The organism is Roseivirga sp., from assembly GCF_034669765.1.
In the GTDB taxonomy this organism is placed as follows: Bacteria; Bacteroidota; Bacteroidia; order Cytophagales; family Cyclobacteriaceae; genus Roseivirga.
The window spans coordinates 276,369-298,047 of sequence record NZ_JAXMOQ010000001.1; the positions used below are offsets into that span (position 1 = coordinate 276,369).

At 39.9% G+C, this 21,679-nt stretch carries 23 protein-coding genes; 10 read left to right on the forward strand and 13 right to left on the reverse strand.

Annotation, left to right across the window (positions count from 1 at the left end):
* Positions 1–19: 19 nt before the first annotated feature.
* On the reverse strand, positions 20–451 hold the full coding sequence (locus tag VOI17_RS01295) for a VOC family protein (RefSeq protein ID WP_323755782.1): 432 nt from the start codon (positions 449–451) through the stop codon (positions 20–22).
* Positions 452–570: 119 nt separating this feature from the next.
* Here VOI17_RS01295 and VOI17_RS01300 point away from each other — a divergent pair, with 119 nt between their 5' ends.
* Both VOI17_RS01300 and VOI17_RS01305 read left to right on the forward strand, forming a co-directional pair.
* On the forward strand, positions 571–1,020 hold the full coding sequence (locus VOI17_RS01300; RefSeq protein WP_323755425.1) for an Lrp/AsnC family transcriptional regulator: 450 nt from the start codon (positions 571–573) through the stop codon (positions 1,018–1,020).
* 120 nt (positions 1,021–1,140) lie between these two features.
* Positions 1,141–3,408 carry a TonB-dependent receptor gene (locus VOI17_RS01305; protein ID WP_323755426.1) on the forward strand — a complete coding sequence of 756 codons (2,268 nt, stop codon included), beginning with the start codon at positions 1,141–1,143 and terminating at the stop codon, positions 3,406–3,408.
* Here the strand turns inward: VOI17_RS01305 and VOI17_RS01310 are convergent.
* Positions 3,405–3,776: a helix-turn-helix transcriptional regulator gene (locus tag VOI17_RS01310; protein WP_323755427.1), complete on the reverse strand. Its 372-nt coding sequence runs from the start codon at positions 3,774–3,776 to the stop codon at positions 3,405–3,407. The two genes, VOI17_RS01305 and VOI17_RS01310, sit on opposite strands and share 4 nt — an antisense overlap.
* 167 nt (positions 3,777–3,943) lie before the next feature.
* Entirely contained in the window at positions 3,944–4,156 is a 213-nt protein-coding gene (locus VOI17_RS01315; protein WP_323755428.1) for a helix-turn-helix transcriptional regulator, read from the reverse strand.
* A gap of 173 nt (positions 4,157–4,329) precedes the next feature.
* Here VOI17_RS01315 and VOI17_RS01320 point away from each other — a divergent pair, with 173 nt between their 5' ends.
* Positions 4,330–4,611, forward strand: coding sequence for a hypothetical protein (locus VOI17_RS01320; protein WP_323755429.1), 282 nt, complete (start codon positions 4,330–4,332; stop codon positions 4,609–4,611).
* Between the two features lie 29 nt (positions 4,612–4,640).
* Here the strand turns inward: VOI17_RS01320 and VOI17_RS01325 are convergent, their stop codons facing one another.
* A complete protein-coding gene (locus VOI17_RS01325) occupies positions 4,641–5,288 on the reverse strand; it encodes a porin family protein (RefSeq protein WP_323755430.1) in 648 nt (215 codons plus the stop codon).
* 43 nt (positions 5,289–5,331) lie between these two features.
* Here VOI17_RS01325 and VOI17_RS01330 point away from each other — a divergent pair, with 43 nt between their 5' ends.
* Positions 5,332–6,315 carry a hypothetical protein gene (locus VOI17_RS01330; protein WP_323755431.1) on the forward strand — a complete coding sequence of 328 codons (984 nt, stop codon included), beginning with the start codon at positions 5,332–5,334 and terminating at the stop codon, positions 6,313–6,315.
* On the opposite strand, the gene VOI17_RS01335 is transcribed toward VOI17_RS01330, so the two are convergent.
* From VOI17_RS01335 to VOI17_RS01350, 4 genes are read right to left on the reverse strand one after another with little or no spacing between them, the layout of a single operon-like run.
* Entirely contained in the window at positions 6,312–7,502 is a 1,191-nt protein-coding gene (locus tag VOI17_RS01335) for a glycosyltransferase family 4 protein (protein WP_323755432.1), read from the reverse strand. The genes VOI17_RS01330 and VOI17_RS01335 overlap by 4 nt on opposite strands.
* Positions 7,503–7,520: 18 nt before the next feature.
* Positions 7,521–8,174: an endonuclease III gene (nth, locus tag VOI17_RS01340; RefSeq protein WP_323755433.1), complete on the reverse strand. Its 654-nt coding sequence runs from the start codon at positions 8,172–8,174 to the stop codon at positions 7,521–7,523.
* 14 nt (positions 8,175–8,188) lie between these two features.
* Positions 8,189–8,425: a hypothetical protein gene (locus VOI17_RS01345; protein ID WP_323755434.1), complete on the reverse strand. Its 237-nt coding sequence runs from the start codon at positions 8,423–8,425 to the stop codon at positions 8,189–8,191.
* Entirely contained in the window at positions 8,400–8,999 is a 600-nt protein-coding gene (locus tag VOI17_RS01350; RefSeq protein WP_323755435.1) for an RNA polymerase sigma factor, read from the reverse strand. The genes VOI17_RS01345 and VOI17_RS01350 overlap by 26 nt, the downstream gene beginning before the upstream one ends.
* Positions 9,000–9,276: 277 nt before the next feature.
* Here VOI17_RS01350 and uvrA point away from each other — a divergent pair, with 277 nt between their 5' ends.
* The 5 genes from uvrA to VOI17_RS01375 all read left to right on the forward strand — a co-directional run bounded on the left by uvrA (position 9,277) and on the right by VOI17_RS01375 (position 14,312).
* Complete coding sequence (gene uvrA / locus VOI17_RS01355; protein WP_323755436.1) at positions 9,277–12,096, forward strand: excinuclease ABC subunit UvrA; 2,820 nt, start codon at positions 9,277–9,279, stop codon at positions 12,094–12,096.
* 262 nt (positions 12,097–12,358) lie between these two features.
* A complete protein-coding gene (locus tag VOI17_RS01360; RefSeq protein WP_323755437.1) occupies positions 12,359–12,592 on the forward strand; it encodes a thioredoxin family protein in 234 nt (77 codons plus the stop codon).
* A 64-nt stretch (positions 12,593–12,656) separates the two neighbouring features.
* Complete coding sequence (locus VOI17_RS01365) at positions 12,657–13,379, forward strand: hypothetical protein (RefSeq protein ID WP_323755438.1); 723 nt, start codon at positions 12,657–12,659, stop codon at positions 13,377–13,379.
* 4 nt (positions 13,380–13,383) lie between these two features.
* Positions 13,384–13,647, forward strand: coding sequence for a DUF2024 family protein (locus VOI17_RS01370; RefSeq protein WP_323755439.1), 264 nt, complete (start codon positions 13,384–13,386; stop codon positions 13,645–13,647).
* A gap of 53 nt (positions 13,648–13,700) precedes the next feature.
* Positions 13,701–14,312, forward strand: a complete 612-nt coding sequence (locus VOI17_RS01375) for a MarR family transcriptional regulator (protein WP_323755440.1) — start codon at positions 13,701–13,703, stop codon at positions 14,310–14,312.
* 221 nt (positions 14,313–14,533) lie between these two features.
* On the opposite strand, the gene VOI17_RS01380 is transcribed toward VOI17_RS01375, so the two are convergent.
* Positions 14,534–16,105 carry a PQQ-dependent sugar dehydrogenase gene (locus VOI17_RS01380; RefSeq protein ID WP_323755441.1) on the reverse strand — a complete coding sequence of 524 codons (1,572 nt, stop codon included), beginning with the start codon at positions 16,103–16,105 and terminating at the stop codon, positions 14,534–14,536.
* A 105-nt stretch (positions 16,106–16,210) separates the two neighbouring features.
* Complete coding sequence (locus VOI17_RS01385) at positions 16,211–17,230, reverse strand: helix-turn-helix domain-containing protein (RefSeq protein ID WP_323755442.1); 1,020 nt, start codon at positions 17,228–17,230, stop codon at positions 16,211–16,213.
* Positions 17,231–17,391: 161 nt separating this feature from the next.
* Here VOI17_RS01385 and VOI17_RS01390 point away from each other — a divergent pair, with 161 nt between their 5' ends.
* Positions 17,392–17,583: a hypothetical protein gene (locus tag VOI17_RS01390; protein ID WP_323755443.1), complete on the forward strand. Its 192-nt coding sequence runs from the start codon at positions 17,392–17,394 to the stop codon at positions 17,581–17,583.
* Positions 17,584–17,656: 73 nt separating this feature from the next.
* Here VOI17_RS01390 and VOI17_RS01395 read toward each other — a convergent pair whose 3' ends face one another.
* The 3 genes from VOI17_RS01395 to VOI17_RS01405 all read right to left on the reverse strand — a co-directional run bounded on the left by VOI17_RS01395 (position 17,657) and on the right by VOI17_RS01405 (position 21,602).
* Positions 17,657–20,305 (reverse strand): ABC transporter permease, encoded by a 2,649-nt coding sequence (locus VOI17_RS01395; protein ID WP_323755444.1) that lies wholly within the window; start codon positions 20,303–20,305, stop codon positions 17,657–17,659.
* 3 nt (positions 20,306–20,308) lie between these two features.
* The gene (locus tag VOI17_RS01400; protein ID WP_323755445.1) at positions 20,309–20,641 is read right to left on the reverse strand and encodes a PadR family transcriptional regulator; all 333 of its coding nucleotides are present in this window, start codon (positions 20,639–20,641) and stop codon (positions 20,309–20,311) included.
* 97 nt (positions 20,642–20,738) lie between these two features.
* Positions 20,739–21,602: a DMT family transporter gene (locus VOI17_RS01405; RefSeq protein ID WP_323755446.1), complete on the reverse strand. Its 864-nt coding sequence runs from the start codon at positions 21,600–21,602 to the stop codon at positions 20,739–20,741.
* Between the last annotated feature and the right edge of the window lie 77 nt (positions 21,603–21,679).

Consider the following 21,679-nt stretch of genomic DNA (forward strand, 5'->3'; position numbering starts at 1 on the left):
GAGTTTAAAAAACGAAACGTTAATCTTTAGCGAATAACTGATCGATATTTTTAAATGCTTTAAACTCTAAAGCGTTACCGTCTGGGTCTAGAAAAAACATGGTGGCCTGTTCTCCAGCCTCCCCTTTAAAACGGATATAAGGTTCTATAATGAAATGAATTCCCCAAGTCTTTAACCTTTCTGACAAATCTATCCATTCACCCCAACCCAATACTACTCCAAAGTGAGGAACAGGAACATCATGCCCGTCTACTGGATTGGATTGAGCTTTGTCGACACTTTGGCTTTTAGCAGTTGTGTGAATGACGAGTTGATGTCCAAAAAAACTGAAATCAACCCACTTTTCAGCGCTTCTTCCTTCAGCGCAACCTAAGGTTTGACCATAAAATTCTCGGCATAGCGCTAAGTTCTGCACGGGAATAGCCAAGTGAAATGGATTAAGTTTTTTCATATGTTTCTCTTTTTCCACAAATATCTTTTGAGATAGCTTCATTCTAAAATTGATTGAATTGTCTAAGTTTGATATTTCCATTTTATGAATGGTTTTATTAAACAAAAACAGTTGATTCAATGATTGATGCTTTAGATTTGAAAATCCTGAAAGTTTTAGAGAAAAATTCGAGGCTCTCCTTTGCCGAAATTGGAAGGATTGTAAGCCTTTCTCCGTCTGCCACAAGAGAGCGGGTGCAAAAGCTAGAAGAGAAAGAAGTGATCTCTAACTATACAGTAGAAATCAACAGTCGGTTACTTGGCTATGATATTGAGGCCTTTATCTCTGTAAAAGTATTCCATGGAAAACTCAAGCCTTTTCTAAGCATTGTAGGAACATTTCCAGAAGTAAAAAGAGCCTATAGAATAACTGGCGGGCAGAATGTTCAACTGGAAATCATTGCAAAGGACAGACTGCAACTACAGAAGCTCATCGATAAAATTATGGAATACGGTGATACGCTCACTCAACTCATATTATCCGAAGTAGAAATCGACAAAGAAAAAACCAGCTACACCATCTCGAAGTAAGTAACATCGAACCCCTATAAACAAGGCCGAGAAGTATTCCCTAATCCACAAAAAATCCGATCTTCGAGTGTGGAAAGTTACATGTCAATGGTTAAAGAAGTTTGCAGATCAATAAGAAGTATGAAATTCACTCATTTGGTATTAGTGCTCACCCTATTAAGCATTAGTTCCTTAACCAAAGCCCAAACAGGAATAATACTCTTAGGTAAGAATGCTGAACCAGTAGAGGGAGCCTTGGTATTTGTACTGGGCACAAGTCAGGTCAAGGTAAGTGATCAGCGAGGCATTGTAATTTTAGAAATTACGGAAAATAGCAAAGTCAACATTACTCATGTAGGTTTCAAAACTACAGAAATTGAAGTAGCGGTCGACTCTTGGCAAACCATTACACTTACACCAAACACCACCAATTTACAGAGTGTAAAAGTTGAGGGTTTTTTAGAAAACACTGACCTCCGTGAACAAGCCGGTGCCATTTCAACCATTGGCCTCAGAGACTTACAGCGCTCCGATCGAAGTTCTTTGGTACAAGCCGTAAATGCTATACCAGGGATTCGTTTTGAAGAAAGGGCTGGAGCAAGCTACCGTATTTCGATTCGTGGAAGTTCAGTTCGTTCTCCCTTTGGTGTGCGAAATGTAAAGGTCTACTGGAACGACATTCCCTTTACAGAGCCTGGAGGAAACACCTTCATCAACTTACTCGACCTGACGAATATTTCAGGAATTGAAATTATAAAAGGCCCTGCAAGCAGTATTTATGGTGCAGGAACAGGCGGAGTAATAAAGCTGAAAAGTACGGTACCGGGCGACTTGAACAATAGTATTCAGGCATCGGCCACAGCGGGTTCTTATGGAATGCAAAAAGCTGATGCCATTTTCAATCAGCTAAGCCAAAAAAATAGCCTTACCGTAAAAGCGGCCATTCAAAAAGCGGATGGCTATAGAGAGCACAATGCAATGGACAGACGTACTTTGGAAATGGATGCCTTATTCTTTCCAAGTAACAAGCAAACCTTATCCGTTTCATGGCTATACTCTAACCTATTTTATGAAATACCCGGGGCACTCAATCCTTTACAACGAAGTGAAAACAGAAGACAATCAAGACCAGGAAGTATTGACAGAAATGCTTCTGTTGATAATCAGTATTGGCTTGTAAAACTGGGGCAAGAGTTAGAATGGGGAAGAGCTTGGAAGGGTAAAATGTCAATTTTTGGTTCGAAGATGAATTTTGAAAATCCTTTCATTCTAGACTATAAACAAGATGAGCAAGATATTTTGGGTGGAAGAATGGAGGTGAGCCGGAATGTGATTTTGGCTGGAAAACCTGCCTCTTTTGTAGTGGGGACTGAACTTCAGAATTCTTCCTTCTTAGGGAAGAATTTTGGCAATGTGATGGGTCAGGCAGACACCATTAATTTTGAAGATGATATCAATTCTAAGCAATCCATTCTGTTTGGATCATTTAAAATAGAACCCATAAATGACCTTTTTGTTACTGCAGGCCTTAGCCGAAATACATTGAATTACGATATTAATCGCTTGGTGGATAAGGTAAACAACAACCCCACTCAATTTAACAAGACTTTTGAAACTGTATGGTCGCCAAGGCTTGGCGTCTCTAAAAAGTTAAATGAGGATCTATCGATTCACTTTAGTGTTTCGCAGGGCTTTTCACCTCCAACCACCACAGAAGTACGCACCAATGAGGGCAGTATTAACCGCGATATTCAACCCGAAAAAGGCACCAATTACGAATGGAATGTGAGGGGCAATTTACTGGATTCGAGACTCTCCTTTGACATGGCCATTTTTAGATTCGACCTAAAAGAATCTATTTCATCATATACCAATGGTGATGGTGTGGTGCTTTTCAGAAATGCAGGGAAAAACACTCAACAAGGTTTAGAGTTACAGGTTATTGGTGAATGGATTAAAGATGAAGAACAGCCTGTGCAAAACTTAAGTACTTCAATTTCCTATACTTTCCATGACTTTGAGTATAAAAATTACGTGAATGATGGGGATGATTTTTCAGGAAACGCCCTTCCAGGTACGGCTAAAAAAGTATTGAACCTACAAGTAAACGCCAGTTTTATTTATGGTTTGGATGTTAAGCTGAGTTATCACTATTCAGACGCCATTCCACTAAATGATTCAAACACCGTGTATTCAAGGCCATATAACCTTTGGAACATAAATTACAGTTACCTCATCCCGAAAAAGAAAAAGATGCAATGGGAATTGTTCGGAGGAGTGAATAATCTTTTTGATGTGGATTATAGTTTGGGTAACGACCTTAATGCATTTGGCAATCGTTATTTTCAACCTGCACCAGGAAGGAATTATTACTTTGGTGCCCGATTGAAATTATCTTTTAGAGACTAAAGACCTTTTTCCAAACGATCGATACGCTGATTTACAGACTGGAGTTCTTTTTGAATATCAGCCAAAGCCCCTTGTAGATCGGGATTTTGTTTTGTTTTCACCTTGTATTCACCCACAGAGTCGGCTACCATTGATTGTGATTCATCAAGTAGCATTTCACCCTCCCCAGTAATTAACCAGTTCAGATTTATGTTCTCATATGATTCTTTCAGTTTTGCATAGAAATCATGACTGGGCGAAGTACGTCTGCCATTCTCAGAAATGATATTATGAATTGTAGTACGACTGAAATCCAATTGTTTTGCCAGCGAATTCACGGACAAATCAAAATGCTTCATTAACAATTCTAAACGATCGTTTACTGACATATACAAAATATTGTTCTCATATGTTTGATATTGTAATCAAATGATTACATATTTGTTAACTCAATGGCCATTGAACCAAAACATAGACTCAAACATAGTTAAAAGCTCGGATAAAGAAATACGGCAAAAGGTTTAAGACACTTAAAAGGAGTCTGAAACCGCTTGTGCTATGCTTTTGTGCTAACCAATAACTCCCTAACATCTACATCCAATGTTTCAGCAATAGTAAACAGGGTTTCCATGGTGGGCTGCATATCGTTAGTACACCAGCGTGATACAGTAGTAATGTTCTTCCCAGTATGCTCAGAAAGCCAATTGTTAGTTTTTCCTTTCTCCGCCAATACTGCCTTTATCCGGTTATAGGTTTTTTTATCAGCCATAAAATTATCGTTATACACTAATTATTGACTAAAATAAGAAAATAGAAACTACTTTTTGACAACTACAATTATCGTATAAATAAATTATTATATCGTATAATGAACTATTAATTGTGTTTAACGATAATAATTTTAAATTTGATTAAATATTACAAACGTTAAAGCTAATTGTTATGGACAAAAAAGCCCTTGCCCTTCATCTCATAAAACAAGACCTTAAATACCGCCAAATGGTGGTTGCCCAAAACAGCGTTGGTATTCAAATAGAGTTTCACCCTGATTTGGTACGTGTTATCCGTGCTTTAATGGGGCATTCCAATGTTAAGACAATAGACGATTGGGTAGATGTTTATGTGCAAGGAATGGCCAAGATAGAAAAGATAACTTGGGGTAATGAGGCAGGGATTTATATTGTAGCACTCAACATTTACAAATCATTAGAAAGCTTTAACTGATTTGTAAACAAACATTTTATGCAGCGGAATTAAAACTTAATACCTACCTCCAATGCAAATAGTCGGTTTTTAAGGATAAGCTCATCGTAAGCTTCATTTTGGGTTTTCACCTGATTAATAAAACCGAGATTAGAGAAAATACCAGCATACACACGGGTATTCACCCCAATGTTACGCTCTAAGCCTCCACCAAAATTACCTGCTAAATCAAAACTTCTAAATTCACGGATGATATCAGAATTAGTAGATTTCGGAGAACTGCTCAAACGTACTTCGGGTACAATACCAAAGTTGAAATAAATCTTAGTATCAAGAATCACCTCATTGGTGTATAGCTTTAGCAAGACCGGAACCTGCAAAAACTCTTGGTTAAAGCTGGCTGCCCCAATCACACTAGCTATACTATTAGTTGATCTAGCAGTTATCCCAAAATCCTTGGAGGCATAGTTGATCCCAGTACTGAAAAAATAGTTTTCCTTAAACTGATAATCTACAAAAGCACCGATCAAAAACTGAACGGAAGAACCGTCATCATCATAGTTTGTGCTTGTCCCGTCTGTACTTGGCTTTGAATACGTTAGGGTTGGCCCTAATTTGATGCCAATATTATAATCTTGCGCTACAGCTGCCACGCTAAACAATGATAACAAAACCGCTGCTAAAGTGAATTTTCTCATGGGGAATAAAATAAATGAATACTTTTGTCATTTAAAATTAAGTATGAACAAAAGCTGGATTATTAGTTTCGTTTTCTTGTTGGTAATGGCTTGTGGCAAAGATGACCCTTGCATAGACATCCCAAATATAGCCCTTGATTTGGACTATACGAGTTTAGTAGACCAAATTCATTCAGTAGAAGATACAGCGGCTTTAAATGATTTTTTAGAAGCCAACCCTGTTGTACGTGATTACTTCTTTTTAGCGGCCGATTATCCATCTAAAGCTGAGATGCTTACCGAGGTTTTCAATTTAATAAAAAACCCATTTGTTGATACCCTTTATCAACAAACCAAGCAGATTATAGACGAGGCTCAATTAGAGCAAGATTTAGAAACAGCCTTTAAACGTATAAAATCATATTACCCTGAATACAAGGTGCCTAAAGTTCAAACGGTTTACTCGGCTTTTGGTAACGATGTATTTTTCTCTGACTCCCTAGTCATTATTGGTATTGACTATTATTTGGGCCCTAAGGCCTCTTACCGACCAAACGTCTATGACTACCTATTGGTAAGGCTTACTCCGGAACACCTTGTTCCACACATTGTTCAGTTCTCTTCTTTAAAATTCAACGATACGTTTGACAATGGTGAACGCACTATTTTAGAGGAAATGGTGTACTACGGAAAGGCACTTGAGTTCACAAAAACCATGTTACCTTGTTTGCCAGACAGTTTGATTATGGGCTATGATGGTGAAAGCCTGGCCTCGTCCATTCGAAGTGAAGGTTTTCTTTGGTCGTATTTTGTGGATAATGCTTTATTATACGACAAGAACCCACTCAATTTATCCAAATACATTGATGAGCGCCCAGGAATTCCTGAAATTGATCCGATTTGCCCTGGCAGAATTGGCCAATGGATAGGCTGGCGTATTGTTCAGAAATATCAAGAAGAAAAGGATTTGGACTTTACAGCATTGATGAAGCTGACAGACGCCAATGACTTTTTGTTGCAGTCGAGGTATAGGCCTAAAAACAACTAGCCTCCCTTGATTGATTCTAAAACTGCAATCAATTTTTGTACTTGTAATCGCTTCGAGTAAAGTTTTTCTGCAACAATTCGCGCATTGTTTTTATAGGTATCTAGTTTATCTTTTTGTTCAATAAATGGTGTGATCTTCTGAATAAAATCATTTGCGTCTTCAGGGTTAGTATAGAAACCGCACTTATTTTCCTCCACCAAATCCTTTGTCCAGCCAAGTGAGTTCACAATCGTAAGTTTACCTGCCGCTAGACTATCAAACATTTTATTGGGGCTATTGGTGCTCAAAACAGGGAAATTGGCAAAAGAGACATAAGTCGCATCAGTTACATTAAGTATTCTTCGTACCCCTTCTTTATTCTGATGGCCATAGAACTCCACATTGTTCAGTTTTTTCAGATAGGCCTCTAGTTTTATTCGCTGCAGTTTTGCTCCTTCGCCCACAATTTTGAATTTGATATTCAGCCTCAGTTTTAAGCATTTTTCAGCGACAACCAACAAAAACTCAAGGTGATTTGTAATTCCAATACTACCCAAGTAAGTAATCACAAAAGCATTATTCACATTATAAAAAGAAGTCAGCTTTGGGTCTTTCAATTCCTTGCTAAAGAACTCGCAATCTGCCATGTTCGGGATCATGTGCACTTCCTTTTCAGGAACCACTTCTCTAATCCAATCTTCCATACCGGGGGAAAGAGCGATGATTTTTTCCGCTTGCACATATATTTTTTTCTCAAGCGCGTAAAGCCACTTTTTCAGCCAGCGGGACTTAATTGCACCAATCTGAATAGGAGCGGTAGGCCACAAGTCACGCACTTCAAAAATATAGGGTTTGTTCAACCTCTTCTTCAGCCAAAGACCGACCAAGCCAACAGTTAGGGGTGTGGAAGTCAAATAAGCCAAGTCAAAACTTAAACCTTCTTTTGAAATCAGTTGCTTTGCTTTCTTTTGAAACGAGTAGAAAGAATAAATGCGCTTAAGAAAGCCTAAGTCGTTGCTGTAATAAACAGGCAAGTAATGGACTGTGATTCCATCAATTACGGTTTTTTGATAAATACTCGCATTGTGGCTGGTAATCATTTCCACTTCAAATCCCTGGTCCACCAAGCCTTTGGCCAAGTAGTAAGAGCGAATAGCTCCTCCTTCTTGAGGCGTTTTAAAATATTGGTGGATATACAGAATTTTCATGGTAAACAATCAGCTGACTTAACGCACAATCCCTTCCTTTTTTTCGAAATAACGGCAAAAAGAAGTTAAAGCACACGATTCGCACTTTGGCGTTCGCGCTAAGCAGGTATAGCGTCCATGCAATATGAGCCAATGATGAGCTAAAGGAATTACCTCCTTTGGAAGGTGGCTTACCAACTGTTTTTCTACGGCCAATGGAGTATTGGCATTCTGATTTACCAAACCCAATCTTTTAGACACCCTAAACACGTGTGTGTCTACCGCCATGCTGGGCTGATTCCAAACTACGGAGGTAATTACGTTGGCCGTTTTTCTTCCCACACCGGGTAGTTTCTGTAAGTCCTCAATGGTTTCAGGAACTTCAGAATTAAAATCTTCCACCATCATCTTTCCCAAGCCCAAAAGGTGCTTGGTTTTGTTGTTGGGGTATGAAATGGTTTTTATATAGGGAAAAAGTTCGTCAAAATGAGAAGCCGCTAAATGGGCTGGAGTAGGAAAATCTTGAAACAATTTGGGTGTCACCAAATTGATTCGTTTGTCAGTGCATTGTGCACTCAAAACCACAGCCACTAGCAGCTCAAACGGATTGCCATATTGCAGTTCCGTTTCGGCCTGTGGTTGGTTTTCACTAAAGTATGCTATAAAAGCCTCGTATCTCTGCTTCCTCGTCATGCCCCTAAATTAGGCTATTTCAAGGAATGAAGGTCATAGGATTTAGAGTAACTCAGTATTTTGTCGATTATCGATTCAGAAGGCACTCGTTCAGCTGCCGTTATTGACGACACTGTCTGCTCAAGTTCATGCAACTCATGCGCCAGTGCGCCATTTAAAATGGCGGCAGTTTGAATTTCGATATTTTCTTCTGTGTCGGTCTCCTGATATATGTATCTGATCAGGTCATTCTGGGTAGATGTTCTTATCATACGCAACGTTCATTTTGTCCATCTTTTTTCTAAGATTGATGAGCGCATAACGCATACGGCCAAGGGCGGTGTTGATACTAACATCTGTTACTTCAGCAATTTCCTGAAAGCTCATTTGCATGTAATGCCTCATCATAAGAACTTCTCGCTGTGAATCGGGTAGTTCTTTTATTAACTCCCTAAGTAACGCATGTGTATCTTCTTTTATTTGACGATCCTCGATAGATTCTTCCGAAAACTCTAAACTATTGAACACATTGCTTCCGTCTTCCATCACAATAGTTGGGTATCTCTTGGCCTTTCTAAAGTGATCAATCGCCAAATTATGTGCGATTCGGCTCACCCAAGGCAGAAACTTACCTTCCTCATTGTAGCGTCCAGACTTTACTGTATTCACCACTTTAACGTAAGTTTCCTGCAACAAATCTTGTGCAAGATCATGGTCTTTCACAATCATAAAGATTGTAGTAAAGATTTTATTTTTGTGACGAGAGACTAATTCCGCGAATGCGTCTTCATTACCGTTTTTGTATAGCGATATCAATTGGCTATCGCTTACTTCATATTTCCTCATGTTAGTTATTGTTAGGTCTAAGTAGAGGTTTATATCATACGGTAATGTTTAGTTTTTAGAAATGGATTAATAATAGTAACGATCTCAAATGTATTCAATCAAATATAGATTACAAATATTTGATCGTGATTTTTAATTTTCAAGCTTTAGGCTAATGCCATCAAGACTATCGCAAAACTTTACTCAAGTATAATGCCAGAGTTTAGAATTTAATTCTGAAAAAGGTAATTATTCTCAATTAACAATTAGTTGCTAGCTCTGTTATCTTTGCAATCTTATGAATTCAACAACACTTAACCGCCCTACCCCTATTGACGACCTGAACCCGAGAGAGTTCATCATCATTAAAGGTGCTAGGGTAAATAACCTTAAAAGCATCGATGTAGCCATTCCAAGGAATAAATTGGTGGTGGTAACAGGCCTTTCTGGTTCTGGCAAATCATCGCTAGCTTTCGATACGCTTTTTGCGGAAGGACAGCGGATGTATGTGGAAAGCTTGAGTTCTTATGCGCGTCAGTTTTTAGGCAGAATGGAGAAACCTGAGGTTGACTACATCAAAGGGGTTTCACCCGCCATTGCCATTGAGCAGAAGGTAAACAATAGAAACCCGCGCTCTACGGTTGGGACTACCACCGAAATTTACGATTACCTAAAATTACTCTTCGCCCGTATCGGTAGAACTTTCAGCCCAGTGAGTGGCAAAGAGGTAAGCCGTGATAGCGTTACAGGTATTGTAGAGTTTTTAATGGCCAAAGAAGAAGGCACTAAGTTGATGATTCTTTGTCCGCTTATTCAGAAGGAAGAAAGAAGCGTTGTAGAGGAATTGAATTTACTACTGCAAAAAGGCTATACCCGTGTAGTGGCCAAAGGCGAGCCTTATTTTATAGAAGATTTACTCAAGGACGGAAAAGACATTGTTTCAAAAGACTTAGAAATCCTGATTGATAGAGGGGTAGTAGCCCATAACGAAGACACCCAATTCCGTTTTTCAGATTCAGTACAAACCGCACTTTTCGAAAGTCAAGGGGATTGTATTATTGAAATTCCAGGCGAAGGTCGAACCACTTTTTCGGATAGATTTGAAGCAGACGGAATTCTGTTTGACGAACCAAGCGTTAACCTATTCACCTTTAACAACCCCTTTGGCGCTTGTAAGCGCTGCGAGGGTTTTGGGAAGGTCTTGGGCATCGATATCGACTTGGTGATCCCAGATAAATCGCTTTCCGTGTATGAAGGTGCTATTGCTCCGTGGCGCAGTGAAACCATGAATAAATGGTTGCAACCACTATTAAAGCACGGAATAGAATTCGATTTTCCCATTCATAGAACCTTTGCGGAACTCACCGACAAAGAGAAGCAGCTACTTTGGACAGGCAATAAATTCTTCAAAGGACTGAATAAGTTTTTTGAGCACTTAGAATCGAAAACGCACAAAATTCAGTACCGCGTAATGCTTTCGCGTTACCGTGGCCGCACCGACTGCCCAGAATGCAAGGGCACCAGATTAAGGAAAGATGCAGCTTATGTAAAAGTAAATGGCAAGAGTATTACCGATGTTGTACTAATGCCAGTGAAGGATGCCGCTGTATTCTTTGAAACACTTCCGCTTACTGTGCATGAAGAAAAAGTGGCAAAAAGGCTACTGAAAGAAATTCAAAATAGGCTCGAGTATTTGAGCCGTGTTGGTTTAGGTTACCTCACCCTAAATAGATTAACCAGCACTTTATCGGGAGGCGAGTACCAACGCATTAAACTTGCCACGTCTTTGGGCAGTGCCTTGGTGGGTTCCATGTATATTTTGGATGAACCCAGTATTGGTCTCCATCCCCGCGATACCGACCGACTGATTTCTGTTTTACTTACCCTTCGAGATTTAGGAAATACCGTAGTGGTGGTAGAACATGAAGAGAAAGTAATGCAAGCGGCAGATCAGATCATCGACATTGGTCCAGATGCTGGTACGCATGGTGGTGAGTTGATTTTTCAAGGCACAATTGACGAATTGATTCAAAATGGCACAGGTCATACCGCCAATTACCTAAGTGGAAGAGAGGGTTTGCCAATTCCTGAACAAAGAAGAAAATGGCGTGACGCACTTAAAATTAAAGGCGCCAGAGAAAACAACCTCAAGAATGTAAATGTCGATATTCCATTGGACGTGCTTACCGTAATTACGGGCGTAAGTGGTTCGGGGAAATCCACCTTAGTAAAGAAAATTCTATATCCTTCATTGGGCAAAATGTTGGGTACGGTTGGTGAACAGACCGGGAAAATGGATGCACTGGAAGGCGACACCAAAAAGGTAACTCAAATCGAGTTCATCGACCAAAACCCGATTGGCAAATCATCCCGATCGAACCCCGTTACCTATGTAAAAGCCTATGATGCCATCAGGGCATTGTATTCCAACTTACCACTATCGAAACAGCGTGGTTATAAGCCTGCGTTTTTCTCTTTCAATGTAGATGGTGGTCGTTGTGAAACTTGCCAAGGGGAAGGTGTAGTAAAAATTGAAATGCAGTTTATGGCCGACATTCAGTTGACCTGCGAAAGCTGCAAAGGCAAGCGCTTTAAACAAGAAATTTTAGAAGCGACTTACAACGATAAGAGTATTTCCGATGTGTTGGACATGACGATTGACGATGCCATGGACTTTTTTGCCAACGAAAAAGCGGTGCATAGCAAGTTGAAGCCACTGCAAGAAGTAGGTTTGGGCTACATCCGTTTGGGGCAATCTTCGAACTCACTCAGTGGAGGTGAAGCACAAAGGGTGAAATTGGCTTTCTACCTAGGAAAGGGCAAATCGAATGACAAGGAGCACATCCTTTTCATTTTTGACGAACCGACTACTGGCCTTCATTTCCATGACATCAGTAAACTAATGAAAGCCATTAATGCACTAATTGAGCAAGGCAACTCGGTAATTATTATTGAGCATAATACGGAAGTCATCAAACTAGCCGACTGGATTATTGACCTTGGCCCAGAAGGTGGACAAGAAGGCGGAAACATCACTTTTACCGGCACCCCAGAAGAAATGATAAAGCTCAATGACAACTACACTGCACAGTATTTGGCTGCGGATATGAGTAAATAAACTTTTCCAATTATACGCTAGCCAGTGACTGTAATACCTGATATATCAAGTATTATAGTCAGAAAACTCAATATATTTATGGGTATACGTCATAAATGTGACTGATAAATAACGTGAGCCAAAAACTGAAAATACTGCACGAAAAAAACTTATCGACACAAAATAACCTTTCCACTTCAAGATTATTTTGAAACAAACTTGTATAGTTAGGATTCCTTACTATATTTGCATTGCAATAGTGCAAAAATCAAATTCTATTAAAATGAAAAAATCAATTTTTTATCACGCAGGATGTCCAGTATGTGTAAGCGCAGAACATGACATTGTCAATTTAGTTGGAGCTGACAATGTTGAAGTTGTCAATATTGGCGAAAACCGAGTAAGAATATCAGAGGCAGAAAAAGCAGGTGTTAATTCTGTACCTGCATTGGTAACACCAAACGGTAACACTCTACATATCAATTTCGGTGCATCTATGGCAGATGTAAAAGGGTAATATTTTAATTAAAATAGTTAGGATTCCTAATTTATATCGATATTCTAACTTCTAAAAACAATTCATGATGAAATCAATACTGATATTACTGTTAACCACCTTACTATTAAGCGCAAAATCTTTTGCGCAAAAACACCAATACAAAAATGACGACTTCAACATTAAAGAAGTAAGTGTAAGTCACGAACCCAAACTCGGAGTTACTGTTTGGGAAATAAGAGTCAATGGAACAGCAGGAAAAACAACACCGACAAAAGTTGGACAGCTTGATGGCGCACCAGTTTTAGGATATGTGTTTCCCACCAGTTTAAAACCAACTGATGTAGGTTTTAATCAAACAGACGGTATTGTGGCACTTGCCCTAACATCTCATCCCGATTTTGACGATACACCTCTGTGGGACGAGAATAACGACAAAGTGTATGATAACGATGGCCTTGTTTGGCATCCGCACTGGGTAATCCTACACGAAGATGAGCGAGTAGCAGGTGGTCTTTCTGTAAAACAATTTAAAAAAGCAGATGAAACAGTTGTATTGCCACCAACTAACCCAGGAATGCCAATGTATATGGATTCACCAGGTTATCCTGTTACCGCTAAAAGCAATACCATAAAAGTTATAGTCCCTGATTACCGAATGAACAACAAAACGGACTTCAATTATGATGGTGTAACAGCATTTATGCAAGTAAACACAAGCAATGAAAACCTACCAATGCTAGGCGTTTACGAAGTTTTTAGTGTAGCAAGTGGAGATTTGTCTCTACCGTATAAAGTCAAAAAGTGATACTATGAAAATAGCGATTTGGGACACATATGTAAAAAGGGAAGATGGCAAGGTTATGCATTTTGATATTTTAGTACCAAACAGTGTAACGGATGAAAAAACCATATTTGCCTATGGTAAGGCTTATCTAAAAACCAAGCCTTTTCCAACTAATCAATTATCTGCTGATGAATGTCGTCTTTGCCACATGGAGCAAGCTACCAAAGATACTATCTTGTCAATTGAACAAAAAGGATATTCAATTATAGAAATGGAAAATTGCAGTTAATTTAATTAGGATTACTAACTTTGCCTGTCGAACTAATCTCGACAGGCTTTTTTATGAAAGAAAGTACATTTAACCCGAATCAACAGGAAAAGGATATTTCGAGTAAAATCGTTGCAGGGTTGGAACGAGTTTCGGAAGTATTTAAAATCTTGTTATGGGAGAAAGCCAAAATGGTTGGTTTAAGTCCGATACAAATTCAGATACTTATTTTCATAGCATTTCATAAACGGAGTTTATGCAACGTTAGCCATCTTGCAAAAGAGTTTAACGTAACAAAACCAACTGTAAGTGACGCTGTTAGGATTTTGGACAAGAAAAGGCTTATCATAAAGGACTTTTCATCATCAGATAGTCGAAGTTATTCAATATTATTATCTGATTTAGGCAATGATATAGTTTCTCAAACGAATGACTTCTCAAATCTGTTAAAAAAGGAAATTAATGGTTTTTCGCAATCCGAATTAGAAAGTTTGTTCGGAACTTTAAGTCAACTGATTTTCAAATTGAATCGTAACGGAATATTAAGCGTTCAAAGAACTTGCTACGGTTGTAAGTTTTATGAAAGAAATCATGAAGTTGATTATTGTTACCTACTTCAAAAAGAATTATTGAACAAGGAAATCCGATTGGACTGTCCAGAATACGAAGAAAAAGCCCGTGGTTAACAATGTAAAATTATGGCTAAGTGCTTAACCAAAAAGTAATCGCTTACAAACTACCCTACTTTTCATATACTAACCGTTACTCTAGCAATTTTTCACCATTCTCCACTCAGACCATTTTCAATTTAGTAACCCTTATTCTCTACTCTAATCCCTTGCATTTCAAAATTACATTTTCACCAATTTCTTAGAGAGTCAACCCCCTCTAAACAACTTCTTACATTTCAACGCCCACTATTAAACACCCGAATCAGTTTGCCGTCTTCTTCGTCAGAAAGCAAATAGAGTTGCCCTCCAGGTGAAACAATTGCTTTTCTTAACCTCACCCTGCTATTGATGAATAGTTCTTCGGCACTTATGATTTTATCACCATCCACCACCATTCTCCACAAACTGCCTTTGCTCAACCCAGGCACAATCAAATTCCCATTCCATACTGGAAATTCTCTTCCTGAGTAAAAGGTCAGTCCAGTTGGCGCAACAGTATGGCCCCATGAATATAATGGATCGGTGAAAGTGGCTCCCGAAATGGCTTTTGGTTGGTAATCCGTTCGGTAATTGCCCGTAGTAACATTCGGCCATCCGTAGTTTGCACTAGGCTTCAGAATGTTCAATTCATCTCCTTGATTTGTACCGTGTTCACTAAACCAAATATCGCCCGTTTCTGAGTGAATGGCCAAGCCTTGCGAAGCACGAATACCAATGGCATACAACCCTTGAACTGCATCTGATCCAAAATCGGGATTGTCATTTGGAATGCTTCCATCAGGATTAATTCTAATGATTTTTCCACGCTTGTCTTGTACATCTTGCGCAACTGGAATTTCGGGGTTCATGTACTCAAAGAAGTTACGCTCGCCAATGGTAATGTATAGCTTGCCATCCCTGCCGAAGATCATGCCGCCTCCATAGTGATAGAGCCCATGCACATAGGGTTCTGCAACAAAAAGTGTCTCCACCTCCTTCAGTTGATTATCCATGAGCTTTCCGCGAATAACTTTGGTCGTGCTGGCGCGTGCTTTATTCTCCGCAGCATAGGACATATATACATAGCTATTTTGGTCAAAGTCTGGGTCGAGGAGCACCTGAAACCAGCCAGCATTAGCGCTTAGGGTTTGCCCATGTAGACTATTCGGAAAAATGCCTTTTTCGAATTTCGTAGAATCAATTTGCACGGCCCTCGCTATATCCTTGGGTAATCCTGAAATAGCTTTCCGTTCTTTGGTTTCCAAATTAACACGAAGAAGACTGCCATCCTTTTCAGCAATAAGCACATCCTTTTCTGAAAGGAAAGCCATGCTCCAAGGCTTGTTGAGCCCTTTCAATATAACTTCCTTTGCTGGGCTGGGCGTAAACTCTTCGGCCGCTTTAGGAATCGGTTCGGCTGAAGTGGCCTTGCCCACAATTTTCCAATGACCAAGGATCTTTTTAAGCAACAGTAAATCATGATATCGATTCCCAAAAGATGGAATATCAATCTCCAATTTGGCATAAGCCACATCTCTCACAATCTCAATGCCGATGATCTTTGATGGCCGATTATTCAGTGTGCCTGGCGCTTTACGTCCATACAATCCGGCATAATTTTCAGAGGTCATATAATAGGCCGAGTCCGTTCCATTATAAAGAAACATACGGGTGCCCGGATGGAAAGCCGTGGCTATCGAATCTGGATAGTTATACTGGGTACCCACAATAAACTGGTTGAGTATTTTCGTGATTTGTTCGTGATCTGTTTGGGCAAAACACGGGCTGATACTTATGACTACGAGAAAGATGAATGCTTTAATTTTCATTGGATGAATTGATTTGTTCAGCCAAGATTACGAGCAGTGCCGTCAAGAAATCGAATTAATTGGAGATAAGAAGTCCAGAATGATCATTCTGGAGTGATTTGTAGCTTATGTCACCAGCTGCTGAGTCTTTCTATACTCCGAGGGGGTGGAATTCGTGATCTTTTTGAATGCATCAAAGAACGATGACTTGGAGCTAAAGCCTGCTTCAAAGCCGATGCCTTCCAGCGAAAGTTCATTTCTGGTGTGAATCAATTGCTTCGCTTCTTTCACCCTAAACTCCTTCACATATTGCGCAAAGCCATATCGGTACTCTTCATTCAATAACTTGGACAAGCTGTGTTTTGAAAGCCCTGTCTGTGCGGCCAGGTCGTCCAGTTTAAGTTTCTGATTGATATATGGTTTTTGCGTATCCATGAGGACATTCAGTTCCTCCAGTTTTTTTGAAGCATTAGCAAGAGGTTGGTCGGTAGACTTGGGTGAAAAAAACTTGCTAGAAAGCAGCATCCTTCCCAAGAGAAAATATAAGGTAAAGGAAAAAATGAGTGCCCCCCAGATGTAGGTAAACAAACCATATAGTGCCATCTGGTAGGTCAAATTGATGATGAGCATGGCAATGGTGAGTATGGCCAAATGTTGCTGTGGTTTGCTTATTGTGGAGGGTTTGAGTATTACAGGTTTCAGCATTTTGACAGCGTAGTACAAACCCATTAATGTGAATAGGCCCCAGTTGATATAGATCCTATAAATGACATAGCCATTCCATATGGAGGGCTGCGTTCGGTATGGATAGATTAAACCGATTGTTACAATAGATACCAAAAGGAGCATGAGCAGCATAACATCCTTGGTATGAATTTTCCGATGCTGCCTGTAAATGGCTTTGGTATATAAATAAAAGAATGGCCCAATAAAAGTACAGGCCGAAAGCCCAATTTGAAGGATCAGTAAGTCTACATTCTCTTCAAAATAATAGAAAACAGATTTACCAATCCGTAAGCTCAGCGCCAATAGCAAACCACCCAGATAGGCATTCGCGACTTTGTTCTGGTTGCGAAAAACCAGAAAAACACCAATCAATAATCCGTTGATTACCCCCAAACTGGAGAGCAAATAAAGTACTGACATCTTGAGGTTTTAGAATGATAGGATAAAGATAGAAAAAGACTCTGTTTATCTAACGGTTCGATTCAGTTCAGGTTGATGTTGTGCTTAAGGAAGAGAGCTAAAATCCATAAAATTCAATAAATTTATGACTGATCACTAACATTAGCTATAATTAATATAATATGAAAAAACAGAATAGATTAGGGATGGCAATTGCATTAGGTGCTGGAATAGGGACTGCAATAGGAGTTGCAACTGAAAATACGGGACTATGGATTGCCGTAGGAATAGCAATTGGTGCTGGAATTGGAACAACCTTAACGCAACAACGAAGCAAAATGGAAAATGATGACAATCCTAATAAAAATGGCTAGCAATGTATATAGCACATTAAAACGTGCCATATACTAACCATTCCATTGTACTGACCTCAAAGCTCTCCCATTTCTACTCCGACCTCAACGCATTTACTGGATTGCTTTTTACTGTTTTCATGGAAATAAGTGTGATGGTAAAGCCAATTAAGAATAACACCGCTATCGCAGTAAGCACATAGGCCAAAGGATCTATTCCAATTTGGTACGTGAAATTGCTGAGCCAGTCTTTCATAAAATAGACGGAAACAGGCACGGCAATCAGCAGCGAAACGCCAGCGATTAAGAGGTACTTAAAGTTCATCAGCCATAGAATTTGAGAAGCCGAAGCGCCCATAATTTTACGAATACTGATTTCCTTTACGCGCTGCTTAATTACAATGGAGATTATGCCCAAGAGTCCACCGCAAGCCAATAGAATGGAAATGGCCGAAAGCAAAGTAATGAGCTTGAGCGTGCGTGATTCTTCCTTGTACAAGTCCTGAATTTCGGTGTCCAGAAACTGATAACTGAACTGACCATCCGCAATGATCTCCTTATAATCAGCTTCAATTTTCGATACCGTTTGACTGAGGTCAGTTGGGTTTACCTTTACCAACATGAAGTTCGAGTTCAGCGGCTGCATCAGCATAATCATCGGTCTTATCGGCTCGTGCAATGACCTGAAATGGAAGTCTTCTACGGTTCCTACAATGGTGCCCTTCACTAGGTTTTCATTGTCTTGCCAAACCAATTGCTTACCAATCGGGTCGGTCAAGTTCAGCTGGTTGATGGCTGACTGATTCAGCACAAAAGAACGCCCTGCCGAATCAGCAGCATAGGCTTTACTCAACATTCTGCCATCCGATACCTTCAGTCCAAGTACTTCGGCCACATCATCATCCACAAACATTTCAGAGGCATCTACTCTTTCAGAAGGGTTGTTTTCAGCATAAATCGGGTGTTGGTTAAATTGACCACCGGGAATATTTGAAACCGCAGTGATTCCTGATACAGCCGAATTTTTCAGCAATTCCGTTTTAACTAGTTTAGTTCTTGGGTCATAACCATCCACTTCCAAAACCATCAGGTTGTCCTGCTTAAAGCCAAGGTCTTTTTCCTTTAGAAACGTGATCTGATGTTTGATCACCAAACTGCCGCTAATCATCACGATTGCCGCAATAAGTTGAACTGCCAAAAGCCCATTTCTAATATTATTACCACCCAGTTTACTGAGTTTTAATCCTTTCAGAATTTGCCCTGCTTCAAAAGAATTAAGGTAGAGCGAGGGATAAATGGCCGATAAAAGTGCGGTGATAATGGCAATTGAAAGCAAGAGTAAAATGATATCTGCCTGATATAAATCCGCCACCGAAACGTTTCCATTGACCAATTGATTGAAGGGGGCTTCCAACATATACATGGCCACAAAGGAAAGTACGAGGGCCAAAAACGTAGTGAACAGCGCTTCGAAAATAAATTGCGAAAACACCTGAGATTTGTAGGCGCCTAAAGTTTTCTTCACGCCAACTTCCTTTAGTCTTTGCGCAGCTTTTGCCGTGTTCAAATTCACGAAATTAATAATAGAGATCAGCAGAATGAACAGAGCACTGATGCCATAAATAAGCAGATAGCTGTAACTTCCATTGGCTTCCAGTTCCCAGCGAATATTCGAATGCAGGTGAATACTTTGGACAGGCTGTAACTCAAACTTTAAATCACCAGCTTTGAGAGAAGCCAAGCTTTCTTCTCCCCAGTCTAAATACTTAGGTGCCCAATCAGGAATTTTCGCTTCGAAAGCTTTTGCCTCGGTTCCGGGCGCAAGTTTCAAATAATTGAAATGCCCAAAATCATCCCACGACATCCACGGATCGTTAAATTGTAACGACTTTAATGTTACATAGGAGATGATGAAATTATAATGGAAATGTGAGTTTTTTGGGGCGTCTTCAACTACCGCTGCCACTTCCAGCATATCTGGATTTCCCATAAAAGATAGCGTTTGACCCACCGCTTCTTCATCTCCAAAATAGCGCTTGGCCATAGACTCGGAGAGAATTATTCCGAAAGGCTTTCGCAATGCTTTGTCTGCATTGCCTTCCACCGCTTTAAAGCTAAAAACATCGAAGAAGGTACTGTCGGCAAAATAACCATTGGGTTCGCTAAAGCCTACGTCTCTTTTTTCGTTCCGAAGTGGAATGGTAGTTTTAGTCAGCCCAGGGCCATAAATTGGCGAAATACTGACCGCATCAATCACTTCAGGGAAATCGTTGACCAAGGCCTGGGCCATTGGATGAGGCGTTCTGGTTTGAGGGTTTTCACTCATCCATGCTACGCGATAAATGTCATCAGCGTTATCGAGAAAAGAATCATAAGACGACTCGTATTTGATGTGCGAGTAGATGAATCCGCAAACGCAAAAGGCCACAATAAGTCCTAGTAAATGGAAACTGGTTTGCAGTTTTTGGCGGAGCATTCCGCGCCAAGCAAATTTAAAATAGCTTCTGTACATGATGATTGTATTTGAGTTTTGACCGAGTTTTTTGATGGCAAAGGGTCGGATAAAATTGAACATGTGAAACCAATAATGGAGGTTGGCTACTCGCTTCGATTTTTCTTCCCTTTGGGACTGATAGTATTCGTATAAATCGCCCTCTATTTCTTCAAAAAGGTTATTTTTGCAGACAAGCGAGAGCAGCTTGACAGCAATTTTTGGTGGTTCATATGTTGGTTGTAGGCCCAAGGATTAGACTATTTTTAAGGCCATTTCTGGAATTTGGTTGAAGAGAGTGTTTCTCAATTCATGATTTCTTTCAAGGGCTTGTTTACCGCTTGCGGTAATCTTAAAAAGGCGCTTTCTTCTACCTCCGCGTTCGTGAGTTCCTTCGGCCAATTCAGATTCTAAAAATCCTTTTTCGTCCAGCCTACTAAGTGCAGAATGTACTGCGCCAATCGCTACCTTTCGTTTGGTTTGATTAATGATTTCCTCGCGGATATTTAGGCCGTAAGCTTCTGGAAATAATACGCCAACCACCAACAATACCAGCTCTTCAAATTCACCTAATTGCGTTCCTTTCATTCTTCAAGTTTCGTATTTGTAGAACAAACATAATCAAAATCTACAAATATGAAACTTGATTTGTCAAAAAAAAATTTATTGGAAGAAGAGTTAGGCGTTAAGCCTTAAGGCTTTTTCTGCGCTTCATTCTGCTGATAAATACGGCAAAAACATTGGCAGAAATGATGAGACTTGCCCCCACGATTTTCTGAGTAGGCATAGCTTCGTCTAAGAAAATAAAACTGGTAATCATGGCAATTGGAGTGCCCAGATAGAAAATAAGACTGGTGTTGGTGGGCGGTAAAACCGTGGAGGCCCTCAGCCATAAAGTGTGTGCGCCTACCGTACAAACTGTTCCTAGAATTGCCAGGTAAACCCAATCCTGTTGGGTCAAATCCCAATTGGACTGGAATGACATGGGCAAGAAAACTATAAGCGCAAAACTGTATTGGCCAAAGGCCCGGGTCATAGAGTCTAGGTGCTGATTCCTTTGTTGGATAAAGGGAAGTATGGCAAAAAAGGCTGCGCTGACCAGTCCGACTAAAATACCTGTGGTGAGATTATTACTTAAGTCAAAAGCAGGGACGATGAGGTAAATCCCGAAAAGGGCAATCAGTACCGCGATGATATCATAGGGTGACGGCTTCTTCATATTGATGATCCAATTGAGGTAAATCATGTGCAGCCCAAATGACGAAACGGAAAGAATGGCCATTGACGGGGTTGCGAGTTTTACACTCATAAAGTAGGTGATCCAATGCCCACCGAAAACAATACCAATGAGTACAAGTGCCTTCCAATCCTTTTTGGTGAGCTTTTTTAGATTCTTATTTCCCGCTATGAAAAAGAGAAAACTTGCGCCAATTACTAACCGCACCAAGCCAATGGTTACTGCATTGGCAGAAACTTCCTTGATAAAAATGGGAGTAATGCCAAAGAGAAAAACGGCAATCAACCCTTCGATGTAGTAGCGTGATTTCAACTTTCTGAATTAGAAAACAAATAACGCAAAAAAGCACGGCTATTGAATAACCGTGCTTTTACAAAATTCTTAGCTGT

Bases quoted from the DNA above. Each gene is read 5' to 3' on its own strand.
- VOI17_RS01295 (WP_323755782.1), bottom strand. From the start codon at position 451: ATGAAAAAACTTAATCCATTTCACTTGGCTATTCCCGTGCAGAACTTA.
- VOI17_RS01300 (WP_323755425.1), top strand. From the start codon at position 571: ATGATTGATGCTTTAGATTTGAAAATCCTGAAAGTTTTAGAGAAAAAT.
- VOI17_RS01305 (WP_323755426.1), top strand. From the start codon at position 1,141: ATGAAATTCACTCATTTGGTATTAGTGCTCACCCTATTAAGCATTAGT.
- VOI17_RS01310 (WP_323755427.1), bottom strand. From the start codon at position 3,776: ATGTCAGTAAACGATCGTTTAGAATTGTTAATGAAGCATTTTGATTTG.
- VOI17_RS01315 (WP_323755428.1), bottom strand. From the start codon at position 4,156: ATGGCTGATAAAAAAACCTATAACCGGATAAAGGCAGTATTGGCGGAG.
- VOI17_RS01320 (WP_323755429.1), top strand. From the start codon at position 4,330: ATGGACAAAAAAGCCCTTGCCCTTCATCTCATAAAACAAGACCTTAAA.
- VOI17_RS01325 (WP_323755430.1), bottom strand. From the start codon at position 5,288: ATGAGAAAATTCACTTTAGCAGCGGTTTTGTTATCATTGTTTAGCGTG.
- VOI17_RS01330 (WP_323755431.1), top strand. From the start codon at position 5,332: ATGAACAAAAGCTGGATTATTAGTTTCGTTTTCTTGTTGGTAATGGCT.
- VOI17_RS01335 (WP_323755432.1), bottom strand. From the start codon at position 7,502: ATGAAAATTCTGTATATCCACCAATATTTTAAAACGCCTCAAGAAGGA.
- nth (WP_323755433.1), bottom strand. From the start codon at position 8,174: ATGACGAGGAAGCAGAGATACGAGGCTTTTATAGCATACTTTAGTGAA.
- VOI17_RS01345 (WP_323755434.1), bottom strand. From the start codon at position 8,425: ATGATAAGAACATCTACCCAGAATGACCTGATCAGATACATATATCAG.
- VOI17_RS01350 (WP_323755435.1), bottom strand. From the start codon at position 8,999: ATGAGGAAATATGAAGTAAGCGATAGCCAATTGATATCGCTATACAAA.
- uvrA (WP_323755436.1), top strand. From the start codon at position 9,277: ATGAATTCAACAACACTTAACCGCCCTACCCCTATTGACGACCTGAAC.
- VOI17_RS01360 (WP_323755437.1), top strand. From the start codon at position 12,359: ATGAAAAAATCAATTTTTTATCACGCAGGATGTCCAGTATGTGTAAGC.
- VOI17_RS01365 (WP_323755438.1), top strand. From the start codon at position 12,657: ATGATGAAATCAATACTGATATTACTGTTAACCACCTTACTATTAAGC.
- VOI17_RS01370 (WP_323755439.1), top strand. From the start codon at position 13,384: ATGAAAATAGCGATTTGGGACACATATGTAAAAAGGGAAGATGGCAAG.
- VOI17_RS01375 (WP_323755440.1), top strand. From the start codon at position 13,701: ATGAAAGAAAGTACATTTAACCCGAATCAACAGGAAAAGGATATTTCG.
- VOI17_RS01380 (WP_323755441.1), bottom strand. From the start codon at position 16,105: ATGAAAATTAAAGCATTCATCTTTCTCGTAGTCATAAGTATCAGCCCG.
- VOI17_RS01385 (WP_323755442.1), bottom strand. From the start codon at position 17,230: ATGTCAGTACTTTATTTGCTCTCCAGTTTGGGGGTAATCAACGGATTA.
- VOI17_RS01390 (WP_323755443.1), top strand. From the start codon at position 17,392: ATGAAAAAACAGAATAGATTAGGGATGGCAATTGCATTAGGTGCTGGA.
- VOI17_RS01400 (WP_323755445.1), bottom strand. From the start codon at position 20,641: ATGAAAGGAACGCAATTAGGTGAATTTGAAGAGCTGGTATTGTTGGTG.